This is a genomic window from Kocuria sp. (genome assembly GCF_030538595.1).
Taxonomy (GTDB): domain Bacteria; phylum Actinomycetota; class Actinomycetes; order Actinomycetales; family Micrococcaceae; genus Kocuria.
Map to the genome: position 1 here is coordinate 103,834 of NZ_JAUNTS010000003.1, position 14,354 is coordinate 118,187.

Sequence of the window (14,354 nt, forward strand, 5' to 3'; positions counted from 1 at the left end):
GGTCTGTGGAAGCCGCACCACCCACCAATCCTGAACCCACCAACCTGACGGTCTGCGGAAGCTGCACCACCCGCGCTGGTCTGCGTGCGTCGGTCAGGCGATGATGTCGTGGACGTCGTCGCCCTGAGACGGCGGGACCCGCAAGGACAGCGCCTCCGGCATGATCTCCGCCTCAAAAGAGGTGATGCGTCCCAGACCGTCGCCGTCGATCTGTGATTCGGTCGGTTTGTGGAACTCTGCGTGCAGTTTTTTGCACTTGTAGTGGTCCATGGACGGGAGATCGTGGCGGTGCTTGAAGATGATCTTGCTGGTCAGGGTGACCCAGCCCAGGGGGCCGCGGGGCGCAATGACCACCACGTCCATCTGGCCGTCATTGAGTTTGGCATCCGGAACCAGGACCAGCCCGCCTGTGAGGACACCGCAGTTGGCCGCCATGATGGAACGCAGGCGTTTGGTCTGCCACGGACCGTCATCAATGCTGAAGCGGGTCCACACGGGGTCCACGGCCAGTCGGCGCATCCCTGCTTCTGTGTAGGCCATCCACCCGATCTGGCGTTTGAGTTCATCCCGGGTGTTGGACATGATTTCGGCGTCGAATCCGGCGCCGCCCATCACGCACAGTGCGTGGGTGAAGCGTTCGCCGCGCATGTTCTCGGTGGCAAAGGAAACCATGTCGATGTGGCGCTGGTCCCCAAAGAGAGCAATGTCCACGGAGTGGTGGACGTCATCCAGATGTGCGCCCAAGTTGCGGGCCAGCAGGTTGCCGGTGCCCAGGGGTATCACGCCCAGCGGCGTACCCGAATTGGCCATGACCTCTGCCACGGTGCGAACGGTGCCGTCACCGCCGGCGGCCAAGACCACGTCAACGTTGTCGGCAAGGGCGGCCTGGGCCATCGAGGTTCCAGGGTCGTCCACGGTGGTTTCGTGAAACACAGGGTCTGGCCAGCCCGCCTTGCGGCAGGAGACCACAATGGTGTCGCGTGCGGAGTCGGCGTCGTATTTGGAAGGGTTGATCACAACTGCCACGCGCTGTGGTGTAGGCGGTGAAGCCACTGAGAACTCCTTGCGGCGGTGCCGTTGCACCAAAAATGAGCCTGCTGATTGTTGACTTCCAACGCTACAGGTTGGGAGCCGCCAGCCCAGACGCATGGCACCTGATCCCGGCGTGACGGCGGGTACATCTGGGCAGACTCCGATACCCTGGCCTACGTGATCGACATCAATCTACTCCGTGAACATCCCGAACAGTTCCGTGCCTCCCAGACAGCCCGTGGCCTGTCCCCGGAGGCAGTGGACCAAGTTTTGGAAGCTGATGCCGGACGCCGTTCGGCGATCACCGAATATGAAAACCTCCGTGCCGAACAAAAGTCTTTCGGCAAAAAGGTTGCTCAGGCCCAGGGCCAGGAAAAGCAGACTCTCCTGGCGGAGGTCAAGGAGCTGGCAGCCCGCGTCAAGGATGCAGAAACCCGGGCCGGCCAGGCTCAGGACCGTCTTGATGACCTCCTGCAAGCCATGCCGAACCTGATCATCGACGGCGTTCCCACCGGTGGCGAGGATGACTACACCGTGCTCAAACACGTGGGTACCCCGCGTGATTTTGCAGCGGAAGGGTTTGAGCCGCGCGATCACCTTGCCATCGGCGAGCTGGTGGACGGGATTGACATGGAACGCGGCGCCAAGGTGGGGGGTTCTCGGTTCTACTTCCTGAAACGCGACATCGCTCGCCTGGAAACCGCGTTGCTGCGCATGGGTCAAGACCTTGCCGTGGACAATAATTTCATCAGCTTGACCACTCCCACGCTGGTGCGCCCGGAAATCATGGCGGGTACGGGGTTCGACGTCGAACACGATGCCGAGATCTACCGTTTGGAGAAGGACGATCTCTACCTGGTGGGCACTTCCGAAGTTGCCATTGCCGGGTATCACGCGGATGAAATCTTGGACCTTTCAGATGGCCCTCTGCGTTACGCCGGTTGGTCATCTTGCTATCGCCGTGAGGCCGGGTCCGCGGGCAAAGACACCCGCGGCATCATCCGCGTCCATCAGTTCAACAAACTGGAAATGTTTGTTTACTGCCCGGTGGAGGAAGCCCCAGCCGAGCATGCGCGCATGCTGCAGTGGGAGGAACAGATGTTGCAGGCCTGCGGGCTGGCCTACCGCGTGATTGATACGGCGGCCGGTGATCTGGGCACCTCTGCAGCCCGCAAGTTCGACTGTGAAGCGTGGATCCCCACGCAGGGGCGCTTCCGTGAGCTGACTTCAACCTCCAACTGCACCACGTACCAGGCCCGCCGCCTGAACATCCGGGAACGTCTTGCGGACACCACCGTGGATGGAAAGGTCAAGAAGGGCGGCACACGGGCTGTGGCAACCCTCAACGGAACGCTGGCCACCACTCGCTGGTTGGTGGCCATCTTGGAGACTCACCAACAGGCCGATGGTTCGGTTGTCATCCCGGAGGCGCTGCGTCCGTACATGCGCAATCAGGAGCGGATCGAGGTCATCTGAGGGCCCTGAACCCGGCTGGGTGGTTGTTGTTTTGATCCTGGGCATCCTGGATCAAGAACAGCAACCACCCAGTGTCATATTGGTGTGACAGCATGAGAATCATGACTACCAATCAGAGCACCGGCACCGATGACCGGTCGAACACTCAACAGCCCATCACTGACCGCGCCGTGGAAACCCCGGAGTTCCTGCAGTCGGGGACGTCGCCTTTTCCCGAGCCGGACCGCCAGCCCGTGGAAAGCGACTGGGAACGTGAATCGGACGCGCAATACCTGGTTGCCCTGGACGTGGACGGCACCCTGGTGGACCACGACGGCGTCATGTCCCCGCAGGTCAAAGAGGCTGCGTTGGCCGCGGCTGCGGCCGGGCACCACCTGGTGATTTCCACGGGGCGCTCCCGCGGCGCCACCCTTCCTGTCTGCGAACAACTCGGCTTGGAGCAGGGCTTTGCCGTGTGCTCCAACGGCGGAATCACTCTGCAACTGGACCCAGATTTCCCTGACTTCTACCGGGTGATTGATGCCGTGACCTTCAACCCGGGTCCTGCGCTGAAGGCACTCAAAGAGGCCCTGCCCACCGCCAAATTTGCCTTGGAAACCGCGGATGGCAACTTTTTTGCCACCGAGCGTTTCCAGGACCGGTCCTTTGGAATCCAGGCCATTGGCACGGACATCCACCAGCTGGCCGAACTCGATGCCGTCCGCTTGGTGGTTTACAGCTCAGAGGACACCCCGGAGAACTTTGCCCAAGCCATTGAGGACGCCGGGCTGCACGGGGTGGCCTACGCCGTCGGCTGGACCGCCTGGCTGGACGTGGCCGCCTCCGGAGTCTCCAAAGCCAGCGCACTGGAGCAGGTCCGCCGTCATCTGGGGGTGGACCCCGCGCACACCGTGGCCATTGGAGATGGCCGCAACGATGTTGAAATGCTCGACTGGGCCGCCCGCGGTGTGGCCATGGGCCAAGCTCCGGATGAAGTGGTTGCTGCTGCCCGGGAAGTCACCAACAGCGTGTACGACGACGGCGCAGCCCGCATCCTGCGCAGCTTGCTCTAACCGTTTTTGTTCTCACGGAGTCTCGACGCTGATGGGCTGGCGTGAACTGCTCCGCGTGTGAGATCTGCGGCGACTCCCCGGAGTGGCCATCGGCGAGTCTTGCCGTTTAATCGGGTCTGACGTGCAGAAACCACGGTCAGACTGGGTCGGGTCCGACAGCAAATCCAGAAGCAAACTTTCGATTGACGTATGTTTGTGGTGACCCCGAGCACGGTTCGGGGGGCTTCCGGGAGTCCTGCCCTCGGGTGGCCCAACTTGTTTCTACTGATTCAACGGAAGAGGCGCCCGGCATGGACTTTGTGATCGAGCAATGGCCTCAGATCCTTTTTGCCAGTTGGCAGCATTTCTCCCTGGTGGTGCAATGCCTGGTGCTGGCCACGCTCATTGCGGTTGCACTTGCCATGTTGTCCTACCGTTCCGAACGGCTCAGCAATCTGGCCAACAGCTTCACGGCAGTGGGTTTGACCATCCCGTCCTTCGCCCTGATCGGCCTGCTGATTGCACCCCTTGGTTTTGGTGTGGCCCCCGCTGTGGTGGTGGTGACTTTCTACGCGGTGCTTCCCATCTTGCGTAACGCTGTGGTGGGTCTGGCCTCCGTGCCTGCGGCCACGGTGGAATCTGCACGCGGAATTGGAATGAGCCGTACCGCCACGTTTTTCCGGGTGGAACTTCCCATGGCGTGGCCCGTGATTCTGACCGGTATGCGCGTTTCAGCGCAGATGGTCATGGGGATCGCAGCCATTGTGGCCTACGTGCTGGGCCCCGGTCTGGGTGGATTCATTTTCTCCGGACTCTCCCGCATTGGCGGGGCCAATTCCATGGCTTCGGTGATCACCGGCATTGTTGCCGTGATTGTGGTGGCCCTCATCCTCGATGCCCTTCTCGCCCTGCTGGGGCGACTGACCACGTCTAGAGGCTTACGTGTCTGAATCAACTGCGCCCACTTCCGAGTCCGCAACCGGCCAGATCACGGGTGTTCCCATCCTGCTCGACGGCGTGACCAAGCGGTACGGGTCCAAGGCGGCACCCGCCGTCGATCACTTGACGTTGGAGATCCCGGCGGGCTCCACCGTGATGTTTGTGGGGCCATCCGGATGCGGCAAGACCACAACCATGAAAATGATCAACCGTCTGATTGAACCCACAGAGGGTTCAATTGTGATTGACGGTGAGGATGTCACCACCATGAACGGTGACGAATTACGGCGCCGTATGGGATACGTGATTCAGGCCGGTGGTTTGTTCCCCCATATGACGGTGGCTGCCAACATCGGTTTGGTTCCCAAGATGCTGGGTTGGGACAAACAGCGGATTGCTGATCGCGTGGATGAGCTGCTGAACTTGGTCTCCCTGGACCCGGAAAAGTACAAGCACCGTTACCCCAAGCAGCTCTCCGGCGGCCAGCAACAGCGTGTGGGAGTGGCCCGTGCCCTGGCTGCGGACCCGCCCGTGTTGCTGATGGATGAACCATTCGGTGCAGTGGACCCGATCACTCGGCAGCGGCTGCAAGCAGAGATGATCTCCATCCAGCACGAACTGAAAAAGACGATTGTGATTGTCACTCACGACATTGACGAAGCCATCAAGCTCGGTGACTGGGTGGTGGTCTTTGATGAGGGCGCGCGCATTCAGCAGTACGACAGCCCCGAACGCATTTTGGCGGAACCAGCCAATGACTTTGTGGCGGATTTTGTGGGCAGCGGCGCCGGTTTGAAATCCTTGGGTCTCACCCGAGTCCGGGAGATTCCGATACTGGACGCCGTGGTGGTCACACCGGAGGTCACCCCGGAAGCCGCAGTTGAGCAAGCCGAGCGCGCGGGCCACGGCCATGTGGTGGTGTTGGATCAGGCCGAACGCCCTCTGGCCTGGCCCAGTGTGCAGCAGATGCGCCGCGCGACCATGCTGCCCACCCGTACCGACCCGGATCTGCCGATTGTGGGCACCGGTGCCAGCCTGGAGGACGCGCTGGACACCATGTTGGTTTCCCGAACGGGCGCTGCGCTGGTGGTGGGCGGCCGCGGACGGTTCGAGGGCGTGGTGGACATTGACACCGTCATGCAGTCGCTGCGCGAGCGCCGCGGTGAAGAGCAGACCAGCAAATCACCGGTTGGCACCAACGACGCCGACGCCCGGATTGAGCGATCCCCCAGCACGGGGGAGATCACCTTGGTCACCTCCCAGCAGAGCCAAGGAGAACCGGTCGGTGGTGAGAAGCCGTGAGCCAAACTGTTGCCACCACCACCGAGTCGGGGCTGGAAGCCGACCATTCCGGTTTACGCTCCCTGATCATCTACCCGTTGGTCCTGATTGCCATTCTGATTGGGGTCTTGACGTGGGTTTTCACCGCTGATCTGACGGCCACGGAGCAGGTGACGCTCAACCCGAACGATCTGTGGTCCATGACTGTGCAACACCTGTATTTAACGGTTGTTGCCACCGTCCTTGTTCTGGTGGTCGCCATCCCCTTGGGTGTTTTGCTGACAAGACCAGCCCTACGGAGATTCTCTGCTCCGATCATGGCGTTGGCCAACATCGGTCAGGCCGCACCAGCTGTGGGTCTTATTGTCCTGCTGGCTTTTTGGCTGGGTTTCGGTACCACCGCAGCGATTGTGGCTCTTGTGGTGTATGCGATTCTGCCGGTGCTGCGTAACACCATGGTCGGTTTGGATGCTGTGGACTCCTCCCTGGTGGAGGCGGGGCGCGGAATGGGGATGAGCGCCACCGCTGTCTTGTTCCGAGTGGAGTTGCCGCTGGCGGTCCCGCTGATGCTGGCCGGGGTCCGCACAGCGCTGGTGCTTGTGGTGGGTACGGCGGCACTTGCCACATTCATCAACGGTGGTGGATTGGGTCTTTTGATCACCACGGGTATTCAACTGGACCTTCCGCGTGTTTTGGTGACCGGGTCCATTTTGGTGGCTCTGCTTGCCTTGGCCGTGGACTGGCTGGGTCGACTGGTGGAGCACATGGCCCGCCCGCGTGGGCTGTAAGGGACTTAAGGACTGATGACCATGACGTCACGGACACGGCAACTGACAACCTGCACCGCTCTTCTGGGCGCTGCCATGCTGGGCCTGAGCGGTTGCGGGCTACAGTCCGCAACCGGCTACACACCCGACTTTGGGCCCGGGTCCATTCAGGAAGTGGACGGGGCCGATGGCACCACGGTCCGGGTGGCCTCCAAAAATTTCACCGAGCAGCTGATCCTGGGCAAAATTCTGGTACTGGCTGTTGACGCGGCTGGCTTTGATGCCCAAGACATGACCAACGTTCCGGGCTCCCAACCCATGCGCAAAATGATGGTGGCGCATGATGCAGACCTGACCATTGAATACACAGGCACCGCATGGCTGAGCTACATGGGGCAGGAAGAAGGCATTGCGGATTCCCAGGAACAGTGGCAGGTTGTTGCCGATGCAGACAAAGAAAACGGCCTGATCTGGGGTCCACCTGCACCATTCAACAACACTTACGCTTTTGCGGTTCGGGAAGATTATGCCCAAGAACATAATTTGACCAAAATGTCCGATCTTCAAAACCTCCCGGTGGAGGACCGAACATTCTGTGTTGAGGCGGAGTTCAACTCCCGGGCGGACGGTATGACCCCCATGCTGGAGCTCTACGATCTACCCCGTGGCTCCGGGGTTCCTGATTCCAATATCGGAATTTATGACACAGGCGCCATCTACGCCGCCACTGCTGAGGGCTCCTGCAACTTCGGTGAAGTATTTACCACCGATGGCCGCATCCTTGCGCTGAACTTGACCGTACTTGAAGATGACCGTGGTTACTTCCCGGCCTACAACGGAGCTCCGGTCTACAACCAGGCTCTGCTGGATGAATATCCTGATCTGGAAGAAACGCTCCAGCCCATCATGGACAAATTGGACAACGAAACTCTCCAAGAGCTCAACGCCCAGGTTGACGTGGAGGGCCGGGACCCCGCGGATGTTGCATTCGATTGGATGGTTCAGGAAGGGTTCATCTCCGAGCCGTAAAGACCTTCCGGACGGCGACGGCGGTGGCGCGCCTTGGACTGCTTCACGTGAGGTCCGCTGAGGGTCCCCACCGCCTAGTCAGAGCGTGGCCAGAACCGCGGTTCGATGTCCACGTTCCGAGCGATCAGCTCATCCTCCAGGACTTCCCTGCACATGATGGGCAGGCGCAGGGAGCCGGGGCGTTCAAACTCGTCAAAACAGGCTCCCACCTCACGGAAGCCGCGCCGGTAACGGGCAAGGTCCCGGGCCAGCAGGTGAATTTCGGTCAGTTCTTCGGCTGAGGCCAGGACCCAGAACGTTTCCTGGTCCATCAGTTGGAACAACCCCACGGAGCCGCCGCTTTGCGCGGTGTCCGCGCCCCGGAATGACGAGTGGTACAACCAGCCACCGGGCTGCGGAACGTCTGGGCCGGATACGGCCGGGAGGATCGGCGCCGCCGGCTCAAATTCCCAGCACCGTGCGGAGGTCAACCAGGCGGGCGGTTGCGGAACCAGCACGGGGGAGTCATCTGTGGGCCAGACGGCGTCGTCAAACGCAGATGCGTGAATGGCCTCCCAGAAACTCTTGATGGAAAGGTCAACGGAAACACTGTTGAGCAGCACACCCTCCAGCTGCATGCCGCCGGTGGCGGACACGGTTGTGGTGGTGGGGACCTGGGAGCGTTTGAGCATCCGATCCAACTCGGCCAGGTGAAGTGGCTCCCCCAGAATCACAGTGTGACCCTGGTATTCCAGGACATAGGGGACGCGCTCGGGGACCTCTTCACTGCGGGTCATGGCGGCCTCCACGCTGCACTCCAGAAACCCAGATATCCGGGTTCACCGTCTCCTTGCTGAGATCCACTCAACCACAGCACTCAGACAGCACAAGCCCCCAATGGCCGTGGCCCGCACCGGATCTGGTGCGGGCCACGGAGTGCCGTCATGAGGCTGATGATTTCAGACAGCCATCAGTGTGGGCTTGGGGGAGCAGGTCAGCCCTGGCCCTCCTGCTCAGCTTCAGCTGCGGAGTCGTAATGGGAAGTCTGGAAGCGCTCCTGGGCTTCGCGGACCAGGCGCTCGGCTTCGTCCCTGCCTGCCCAGCCTTCGCCCTTGACCCACTTGTTGGGCTCCAAGTCCTTGTAGCGCTCAAAGAAGTGCTGGATCTCCTTCTGCTTGTACTCGTCAATGTCTTCCAAGCCCTGGATGTGGTCGTAACGCTTGTCAGCGGAAACACACAGCACCTTGGCGTCCCCGCCGGCTTCATCGGTCATGTTGAAAACAGCAATGGGGCGGGATTCCACAATCACACCGGGCATGACTTCAACGTCCAGCAGGACCATGGCATCCAGGGGATCACCGTCCTCACCCAAGGTGTCCTCAAAGTAGCCGTAGTGGGTGGGGTACCCCATGGAGGTGAACAGGACACGATCCAGGCGGATACGTCCGGTCTCGTGATCAATTTCGTACTTCACGCGCGAACCCTTGGGGATCTCGATTGTGACGTCCATCTCCATGGTTACTCCTTCAGGGGCTGGTGGACAGGCAACAGTTGGCGGCACAGGCCGCACAGTCTGCGCCAAGCCTAACTGCCCAACAGCGTGGCTGTACCACCGCGTGGGTCCGAGTCCGTCAGATTCCAGGCACAATGGGCGGCGTGAATCGCCAGTACCCCTCACAGTCCCCACCTGCGAGCACTCTCGCCGGCAGGTGGCGGTTGGTGCTGGCCGGTGCGCTTGTAGCGGCACTGGTGCTGGCGGCGTTGTTTCTGTGGCCGGGGTGGATTGGCTCCACAGGCTCCACCGATTCGCAGCAATCCGGCGACTCCGCGCCTACTACAGCCGTCTCAGCGCCGTTGGCTTCTCCTACTGACACTGACCACGACGACGCCGTGGAGCTCACCGATGCCACCCGCGCTCAACTTGACACAGAACTGGATGGTTCCAGCGCACAGTTGGCGGGCGCCGTCGTCATTGACCCCAACACCGGTGACCTCTTGTATGAGCGTGCGCCCGGGCAACTGCTGATCCCCGCCTCCAACCAGAAAATCCTCACAGAGCTGGCGGTCTTTCATTTTCTGGACCCTGAACAACGTTTGGCCACCACGGTGGTCCAAGGGGGCTCTGAAGACACTGTGGTTCTGGTAGGCGGTGGTGACACACTGCTGAGCCCCGGTGACGGGGACCCTGATGCTGTTGAAGGCCGGGCCGGTATTGCTGATCTGGCCCGTCAAACGGCCGAATCCATGGACCTGGCCCCCGTTCCAGAGCAATTGACCCTGGAGGTGGATGGAAGTCTGTTCTCCGGTTCCGGGCTGAATCCTGGGTGGGCACCAGCGGACATAGCCCGCGGGGAAGTTGGTCCCGTATCACCGATGGCTTTTGACTCCCACCGAGTGGTGAATGCGGAAAATACTGCGGGTGGCGGTTACGAGGTCAATGCCTCCGTCACGGTGGCAGAGGTGTTCGCCTCCGCGCTGAGCCGTGAACTGACCCAGAAATCCGGGCAACCAGTCACGGTCAGCGTGGGAGCCATGGTGGATACGCCCGCTGACCCCCTGAAGGCTGCGGACGTACAGAGCGGTGTGACCGAATTGGCGCGCGTTGAATCGGCGACCGTCCAGGAACAGTCGGCTGTGATGATGAAAAACTCTGACAACCGCCTGGCCGAAACCTTGTGCCGGGTGGCTGCCGTTTCCGGTGGCCACAGCGGTGACCCCGACGGCGCCCGAACAGCCATGCAGCAGGCCCTGCAAGATGCTCTGGGCTACAACCCCGTGGAACGTCACGGTGTGGTGCTCAGTGACTGCGCCGGTCTGTCCGCGGGCAACCGCGTGACGCCAGAAGTCTTGGGGGAGGTTTTGACTGTTGGCGCCCAGGAACCGGAAGGCCCCTACGGGTCCATGCTGGAGACCTTCCCAACCTCCGGCCGGGATGGCACGCTCGCTGATCGCTTCCAGGCTCCCGGTGCGGCAGAAGGACAAGACCACATCAGGGCCAAGACCGGAACACTCAATGGCGTCACAGTACTTTCCGGGGACGTCAACACTGACAGCGGGGAACACCTGATTGCGGTGGTGATGCTCAATGAAACGGCGGACCAGCAAGTCGCCAGGGACAGTGCGGATCGTTTCTTTACCGCATTGGCCCAGGCTTGATTCAACTTGGGTGCAGGCTTGATCCGGTTTGGACACGGGCCTGATCCAACTCGGGTACAGACCCGATCCGGCTTGGGTGCGGTCCCGCCGCTGAGCCCTGCGCGGACAGCCGCACAGTCAGCAGTGCGGCTGTGGTTGCATGGGTGCCATGTCACCGTCATTCACCGAGACCACCCCGGCCCGCAAGGACTCCGGTCTGATCAAGTGGGACCTGGCGGCCAAGGTTGCCGCCAAAACGGTTCCCGCAGGTCCCACACCTCCGGCCCGCACCGTGCAGGAGGCCGTGGCTGCCATGCGTCATTACGCGGAAGTCTCGGTTGACCACGTGCATCAGATCTCTGGATTGGAGGCGGCGCGGGATCTGCGCGACGCCCCGGTGGTAGTGGTTGACCGTGCCAGTTGGGCAGCAGCCAATGCCATGACGTTCCGGGCTCTCTTGGAGCCGGCGATGACTGGGCTTGCGGCCAAGTATCAGCGGCGCTCGCGGGGCTCCAATGATTTGACGCAGTGGATCGGTAGCCGAGCCACTGCGGCGGAGACCGGGGTGATTCTCGGGTTTCTCTCCACCAAGGTTTTGGGTCAATACGATCCTTACGCGGGTTTGGTCTCCGAAGATGCTGCTCAACGCCATCCCGGTGGTCGGCTGATGATCGTGGCCCCCAACATCCTGGAAGTGGAGCAGGAGCTCAATGTGGATCCTGATGATTTCCGCTTGTGGGTCTGTTTGCATGAACAAACTCACCGGGTGCAGTTTGCAGCTGCGCCGTGGCTGCGCGATCACATGGCGGCCACCATTCAGGAGCTCTCCACCTCCATGACGGGTGATCTGGACCAGGTCACCGCTCGGTTGAACAGGGTGGCCACGGCCGTGGCGGAACAGCTACCCGGCAAGGTGGCCAGGAAGCTCCAACGCGGCCCCGCAGCCCCGAGTCATCAGCGGCCTGATGACCTTCTGGGTCCCATGTCCGCAGTACTGGGCGCACGGGAACGAGAATTGATGTCCAACGCGGTGGCCACCATGTCTCTTTTGGAGGGCCACGCCAACTGGGTCATGGACAATGTGGATGCCTCAGTGGTTTCCTCCGTGAAAACCATCCGCAGACGGTTTGACCGGCGCAGGGACTTGCAGACCCCCCTCCAACGGATCTTGCGTAAAGTCCTGGGGTTGGAGGCCAAGGCCGAACAGTACGTCCAGGGTCAAAAATTTGTCACAGAGGTCATCCGGTTGGCCGGGAGAGACGGGTTCAATCGTGTGTGGGAGTCCGCGCAGAACCTTCCCACTCCGCAGGAAATTCACCAGCCACAGGCCTGGGTGGACCGCGTCCTGACCTGATGGTGTGGGCGTTGCCGCACAAAAGTTACTGTTGAGTTCTTAGTTTCCTCCCAGGTTCCCGGGGTGTACCAGCAGCGGTTGACCTCAGTTCTCATGACACAATTGCAAATGTGTCCACCGAGAACATTCAGCAGCAGATCAAGCTTTACGGCCAGCCGCTCTCCGAGCGCTTCGGTGCGGTGGTGAGCGCTTACGGCATCACGCAGCGTCGGCTGGCTGAGGTTCTTGGGCTCTCCGCTCCCATGCTTTCGCAGCTCAACTCCGGGCGTCGCATCAAGATCGGCAATCCCGCCGTGTACGAACGCCTGGTCATGTTGGAACAGCGCGCCGGGACACAGGACATTGAAAGCACTCTGCGGGAAGTGGAGGAATCCCAGCCTGTGCTGACCACCACGCAGATCCAGGCGGGGATTCACAGCGAATCCAACGTGGTGTCCTCCCTGGCCGCTGTGATCCCCCCGCATGAGTTGCAGCAGGCCGTGGAAGCCCTGGGGGATTCCACCCCCACCCTGTTGAAGGTCCTCACCCTGGCCCAGCAGGAAACGGACAATCGCTGATCAGATGCGCAGCGCCCCGTGACGCAATTTGGTAGGCGCGGCAGGCTTCTCCCAACCGTTTCCGCCGCCCGCAGATCACTTGAGCACACGCTTACCCAGTCTTTGGGGCGGGCACCTGAGCCATCTGATCTGGTGCTGACAGCCCTGTCCGGCGGGCCTGATTCCTTGGCCCTGGCCGCCGCCGCCGCACATTTTTCCCGACGACGCCGCTGGCGCGTTGGTGCCGTGATCGTGGATCACCAACTCCAAGAAGGTTCCGACCGGGTGGCTGAGACGGCCGCGCAGCAGGCACGCGAACTCGGTCTGCATCCCGTGGACATCCGCACTGTGACGGTCCACCGCAAAGGTGATGGGCTGGAGGCAGCAGCGCGCCATGTGCGGTACCGGGCGTTGGCAGAGTCGGTGGAACTCCACGGGGCTCACGGGGTGCTGTTGGGACACACTCGTGATGACCAAGCCGAGACCGTCCTGCTGGGACTGGCTCGTGGATCGGGAACTCGGTCCTTGGCGGGTATGGCACCTGTGAGCCATCGCCACGGGATGCAGTTGCTGCGCCCGCTGTTGGACTTCACCAGGCAAGACACTGAGGCCATGTGCGCAGCCGAACAACTGCAGCCGTGGCTTGATCCCACCAATTCGGATGAATCTTTCATGCGCGCGCGAGTGCGCCACACCATCCTCCCGTTTCTGGAGCGGGAGCTGGGACCGGGAGTGGCGGCGTCGTTGGCCCGCAGCGCCGCGATTTTGGGTCCGGATGCTGATGAACTGGACCGCCAGGCACGCGACCTGCTGGTCAGTGCGCGGGAGGCAGCCGCACGGGAGGGACATCAGCTTCCTGCCGGGCACGGGTCCCTGGCCGCGGAAGCCGCTCACTCCACCGTGCAGTTGTCCCTGCTCAGTTTGCGCTGCGCAGCTGTCCCCGTGATGCGCCGAGCTTTGGTGCAAGCCTGCATTCTGGCTGGTGGGGAGCCGGTCTCTTACGAGCGTCTGGAGGCTTTGAGCCAACTGGCTGCGGGCAGCGGGGCCGCCGGCCCGGTGCAAATGGCGGGTAAAGTATCCGTGTACCGGCGTCGACCCATCAGCCCCCCCACAGGCCACGGCGGCCTGGGGATTCTGGAATTCATGCCGGGGCGCGCACTGGGCGCGAGCAGTCACCCTTCAGCACAAGGAGCATCGTGAAGTCTCAGGACGTCGCAGGCGACCTCAAAGAAATCCTGCACACCAAGGAAGACATTGATCAGAAGGTCATTGAACTGGCTGCCCAGATTGATGCCGACTACAAGGACAAGGACGTCCTGCTGGTGGGTGTGCTCAAAGGCGCCCTGATGATCATGGCTGATCTCTCCCGGGCATTGTCCGGCCAGTACCCCATGGACTGGATGGCCGTGTCCTCCTACGGGTCCGGCACCAAATCCTCCGGTGTGGTGCGGATTCTCAAGGATCTGGACACGGACCTGACGGGCAAAGATGTCCTGATCGTGGAGGACATCATTGACTCCGGGCTCACTCTGTCCTGGTTGCTGACCAACCTGAAGTCCCGCGGTGCCAACTCCGTGGAAATCTGCACTTTGCTGCGCAAGCCGGAAGCCCTGAAAGTGGACATTGACGTCCGCTACGTGGGGTGGGACATCCCCAACGAATTCGTGGTGGGTTACGGGCTGGACTGGGCCGAGCAGTACCGCAACCTGGACTGCATTGCCATCCTGTCTCCGCACGTCTACTCCTGAACACCCAGGGTTTCCGGAGCATCTGAAGATTGTCCTGGAAACTGTCC

14 protein-coding genes are annotated in these 14,354 nt (G+C 61.5%); 11 read left to right on the top strand and 3 right to left on the bottom strand.

Going from position 1 to position 14,354, the window contains the following annotated elements; genetic code table 11:
• Window positions 1–93: 93 nt before the first annotated feature.
• The gene (locus Q4G32_RS03930) at window positions 94–1,026 is read right to left on the bottom strand and encodes a diacylglycerol/lipid kinase family protein (RefSeq protein ID WP_303349361.1); all 933 of its coding nucleotides are present in this window, start codon (window positions 1,024–1,026) and stop codon (window positions 94–96) included.
• 183 nt (window positions 1,027–1,209) lie between these two features.
• Here Q4G32_RS03930 and serS point away from each other — a divergent pair, with 183 nt between their 5' ends.
• The 6 genes from serS (at window position 1,210) to Q4G32_RS03960 (ending at window position 7,555) form a co-directional block, all read left to right on the top strand.
• Window positions 1,210–2,508: a serine--tRNA ligase gene (serS, locus tag Q4G32_RS03935; protein ID WP_303349362.1), complete on the top strand. Its 1,299-nt coding sequence runs from the start codon at window positions 1,210–1,212 to the stop codon at window positions 2,506–2,508.
• A 101-nt stretch (window positions 2,509–2,609) separates the two neighbouring features.
• Window positions 2,610–3,560 carry an HAD family hydrolase gene (locus Q4G32_RS03940; RefSeq protein WP_303349363.1) on the top strand — a complete coding sequence of 317 codons (951 nt, stop codon included), beginning with the start codon at window positions 2,610–2,612 and terminating at the stop codon, window positions 3,558–3,560.
• 290 nt (window positions 3,561–3,850) lie between these two features.
• Complete coding sequence (locus Q4G32_RS03945) at window positions 3,851–4,489, top strand: ABC transporter permease (RefSeq protein ID WP_303349364.1); 639 nt, start codon at window positions 3,851–3,853, stop codon at window positions 4,487–4,489.
• Window positions 4,482–5,780, top strand: coding sequence for an ABC transporter ATP-binding protein (locus tag Q4G32_RS03950; protein WP_303349365.1), 1,299 nt, complete (start codon window positions 4,482–4,484; stop codon window positions 5,778–5,780). The genes Q4G32_RS03945 and Q4G32_RS03950 overlap by 8 nt, the downstream gene beginning before the upstream one ends.
• A gap of 68 nt (window positions 5,781–5,848) precedes the next feature.
• On the top strand, window positions 5,849–6,547 hold the full coding sequence (locus tag Q4G32_RS03955) for an ABC transporter permease (RefSeq protein ID WP_441327461.1): 699 nt from the start codon (window positions 5,849–5,851) through the stop codon (window positions 6,545–6,547).
• Between the two features lie 21 nt (window positions 6,548–6,568).
• A complete protein-coding gene (locus Q4G32_RS03960; protein ID WP_368660358.1) occupies window positions 6,569–7,555 on the top strand; it encodes a glycine betaine ABC transporter substrate-binding protein in 987 nt (328 codons plus the stop codon).
• A 74-nt stretch (window positions 7,556–7,629) separates the two neighbouring features.
• Here the strand turns inward: Q4G32_RS03960 and Q4G32_RS03965 are convergent, their stop codons facing one another.
• A complete protein-coding gene (locus Q4G32_RS03965; protein ID WP_303349368.1) occupies window positions 7,630–8,331 on the bottom strand; it encodes a hypothetical protein in 702 nt (233 codons plus the stop codon).
• Window positions 8,332–8,528: 197 nt separating this feature from the next.
• Window positions 8,529–9,050 (bottom strand): inorganic diphosphatase, encoded by a 522-nt coding sequence (locus Q4G32_RS03970; RefSeq protein ID WP_303349369.1) that lies wholly within the window; start codon window positions 9,048–9,050, stop codon window positions 8,529–8,531.
• 140 nt (window positions 9,051–9,190) lie between these two features.
• Between Q4G32_RS03970 and Q4G32_RS03975 the strand changes: the two genes are divergently transcribed.
• The 5 genes from Q4G32_RS03975 (at window position 9,191) to hpt (ending at window position 14,307) form a co-directional block, all read left to right on the top strand.
• Window positions 9,191–10,690 (top strand): D-alanyl-D-alanine carboxypeptidase/D-alanyl-D-alanine-endopeptidase, encoded by a 1,500-nt coding sequence (locus Q4G32_RS03975; RefSeq protein ID WP_303349370.1) that lies wholly within the window; start codon window positions 9,191–9,193, stop codon window positions 10,688–10,690.
• A gap of 148 nt (window positions 10,691–10,838) precedes the next feature.
• Window positions 10,839–12,023 (top strand): zinc-dependent metalloprotease, encoded by a 1,185-nt coding sequence (locus Q4G32_RS03980; protein ID WP_303349371.1) that lies wholly within the window; start codon window positions 10,839–10,841, stop codon window positions 12,021–12,023.
• A 110-nt stretch (window positions 12,024–12,133) separates the two neighbouring features.
• On the top strand, window positions 12,134–12,580 hold the full coding sequence (locus Q4G32_RS03985) for a DNA-binding protein (protein ID WP_303349372.1): 447 nt from the start codon (window positions 12,134–12,136) through the stop codon (window positions 12,578–12,580).
• Between the two features lie 102 nt (window positions 12,581–12,682).
• On the top strand, window positions 12,683–13,759 hold the full coding sequence (gene tilS, locus Q4G32_RS03990; RefSeq protein WP_303349373.1) for a tRNA lysidine(34) synthetase TilS: 1,077 nt from the start codon (window positions 12,683–12,685) through the stop codon (window positions 13,757–13,759).
• Window positions 13,756–14,307, top strand: coding sequence for a hypoxanthine phosphoribosyltransferase (hpt, locus tag Q4G32_RS03995; protein WP_303349374.1), 552 nt, complete (start codon window positions 13,756–13,758; stop codon window positions 14,305–14,307). Before tilS ends, hpt begins: the two co-directional genes overlap by 4 nt.
• The last annotated feature ends 47 nt before the right edge of the window (window positions 14,308–14,354 follow it).

What these genes read in the sequence shown, in the direction of transcription:
- Q4G32_RS03960 (WP_368660358.1), top strand. Translation starts at nt 6,569, where the DNA reads ATGACGTCACGGACACGGCAACTGACAACCTGCACCGCTCTTCTGGGC.
- Q4G32_RS03965 (WP_303349368.1), bottom strand. Translation starts at nt 8,331, where the DNA reads ATGACCCGCAGTGAAGAGGTCCCCGAGCGCGTCCCCTATGTCCTGGAA.
- Q4G32_RS03980 (WP_303349371.1), top strand. Translation starts at nt 10,839, where the DNA reads ATGTCACCGTCATTCACCGAGACCACCCCGGCCCGCAAGGACTCCGGT.
- Q4G32_RS03970 (WP_303349369.1), bottom strand. Translation starts at nt 9,050, where the DNA reads ATGGAGATGGACGTCACAATCGAGATCCCCAAGGGTTCGCGCGTGAAG.
- Q4G32_RS03945 (WP_303349364.1), top strand. Translation starts at nt 3,851, where the DNA reads ATGGACTTTGTGATCGAGCAATGGCCTCAGATCCTTTTTGCCAGTTGG.
- Q4G32_RS03940 (WP_303349363.1), top strand. Translation starts at nt 2,610, where the DNA reads ATGACTACCAATCAGAGCACCGGCACCGATGACCGGTCGAACACTCAA.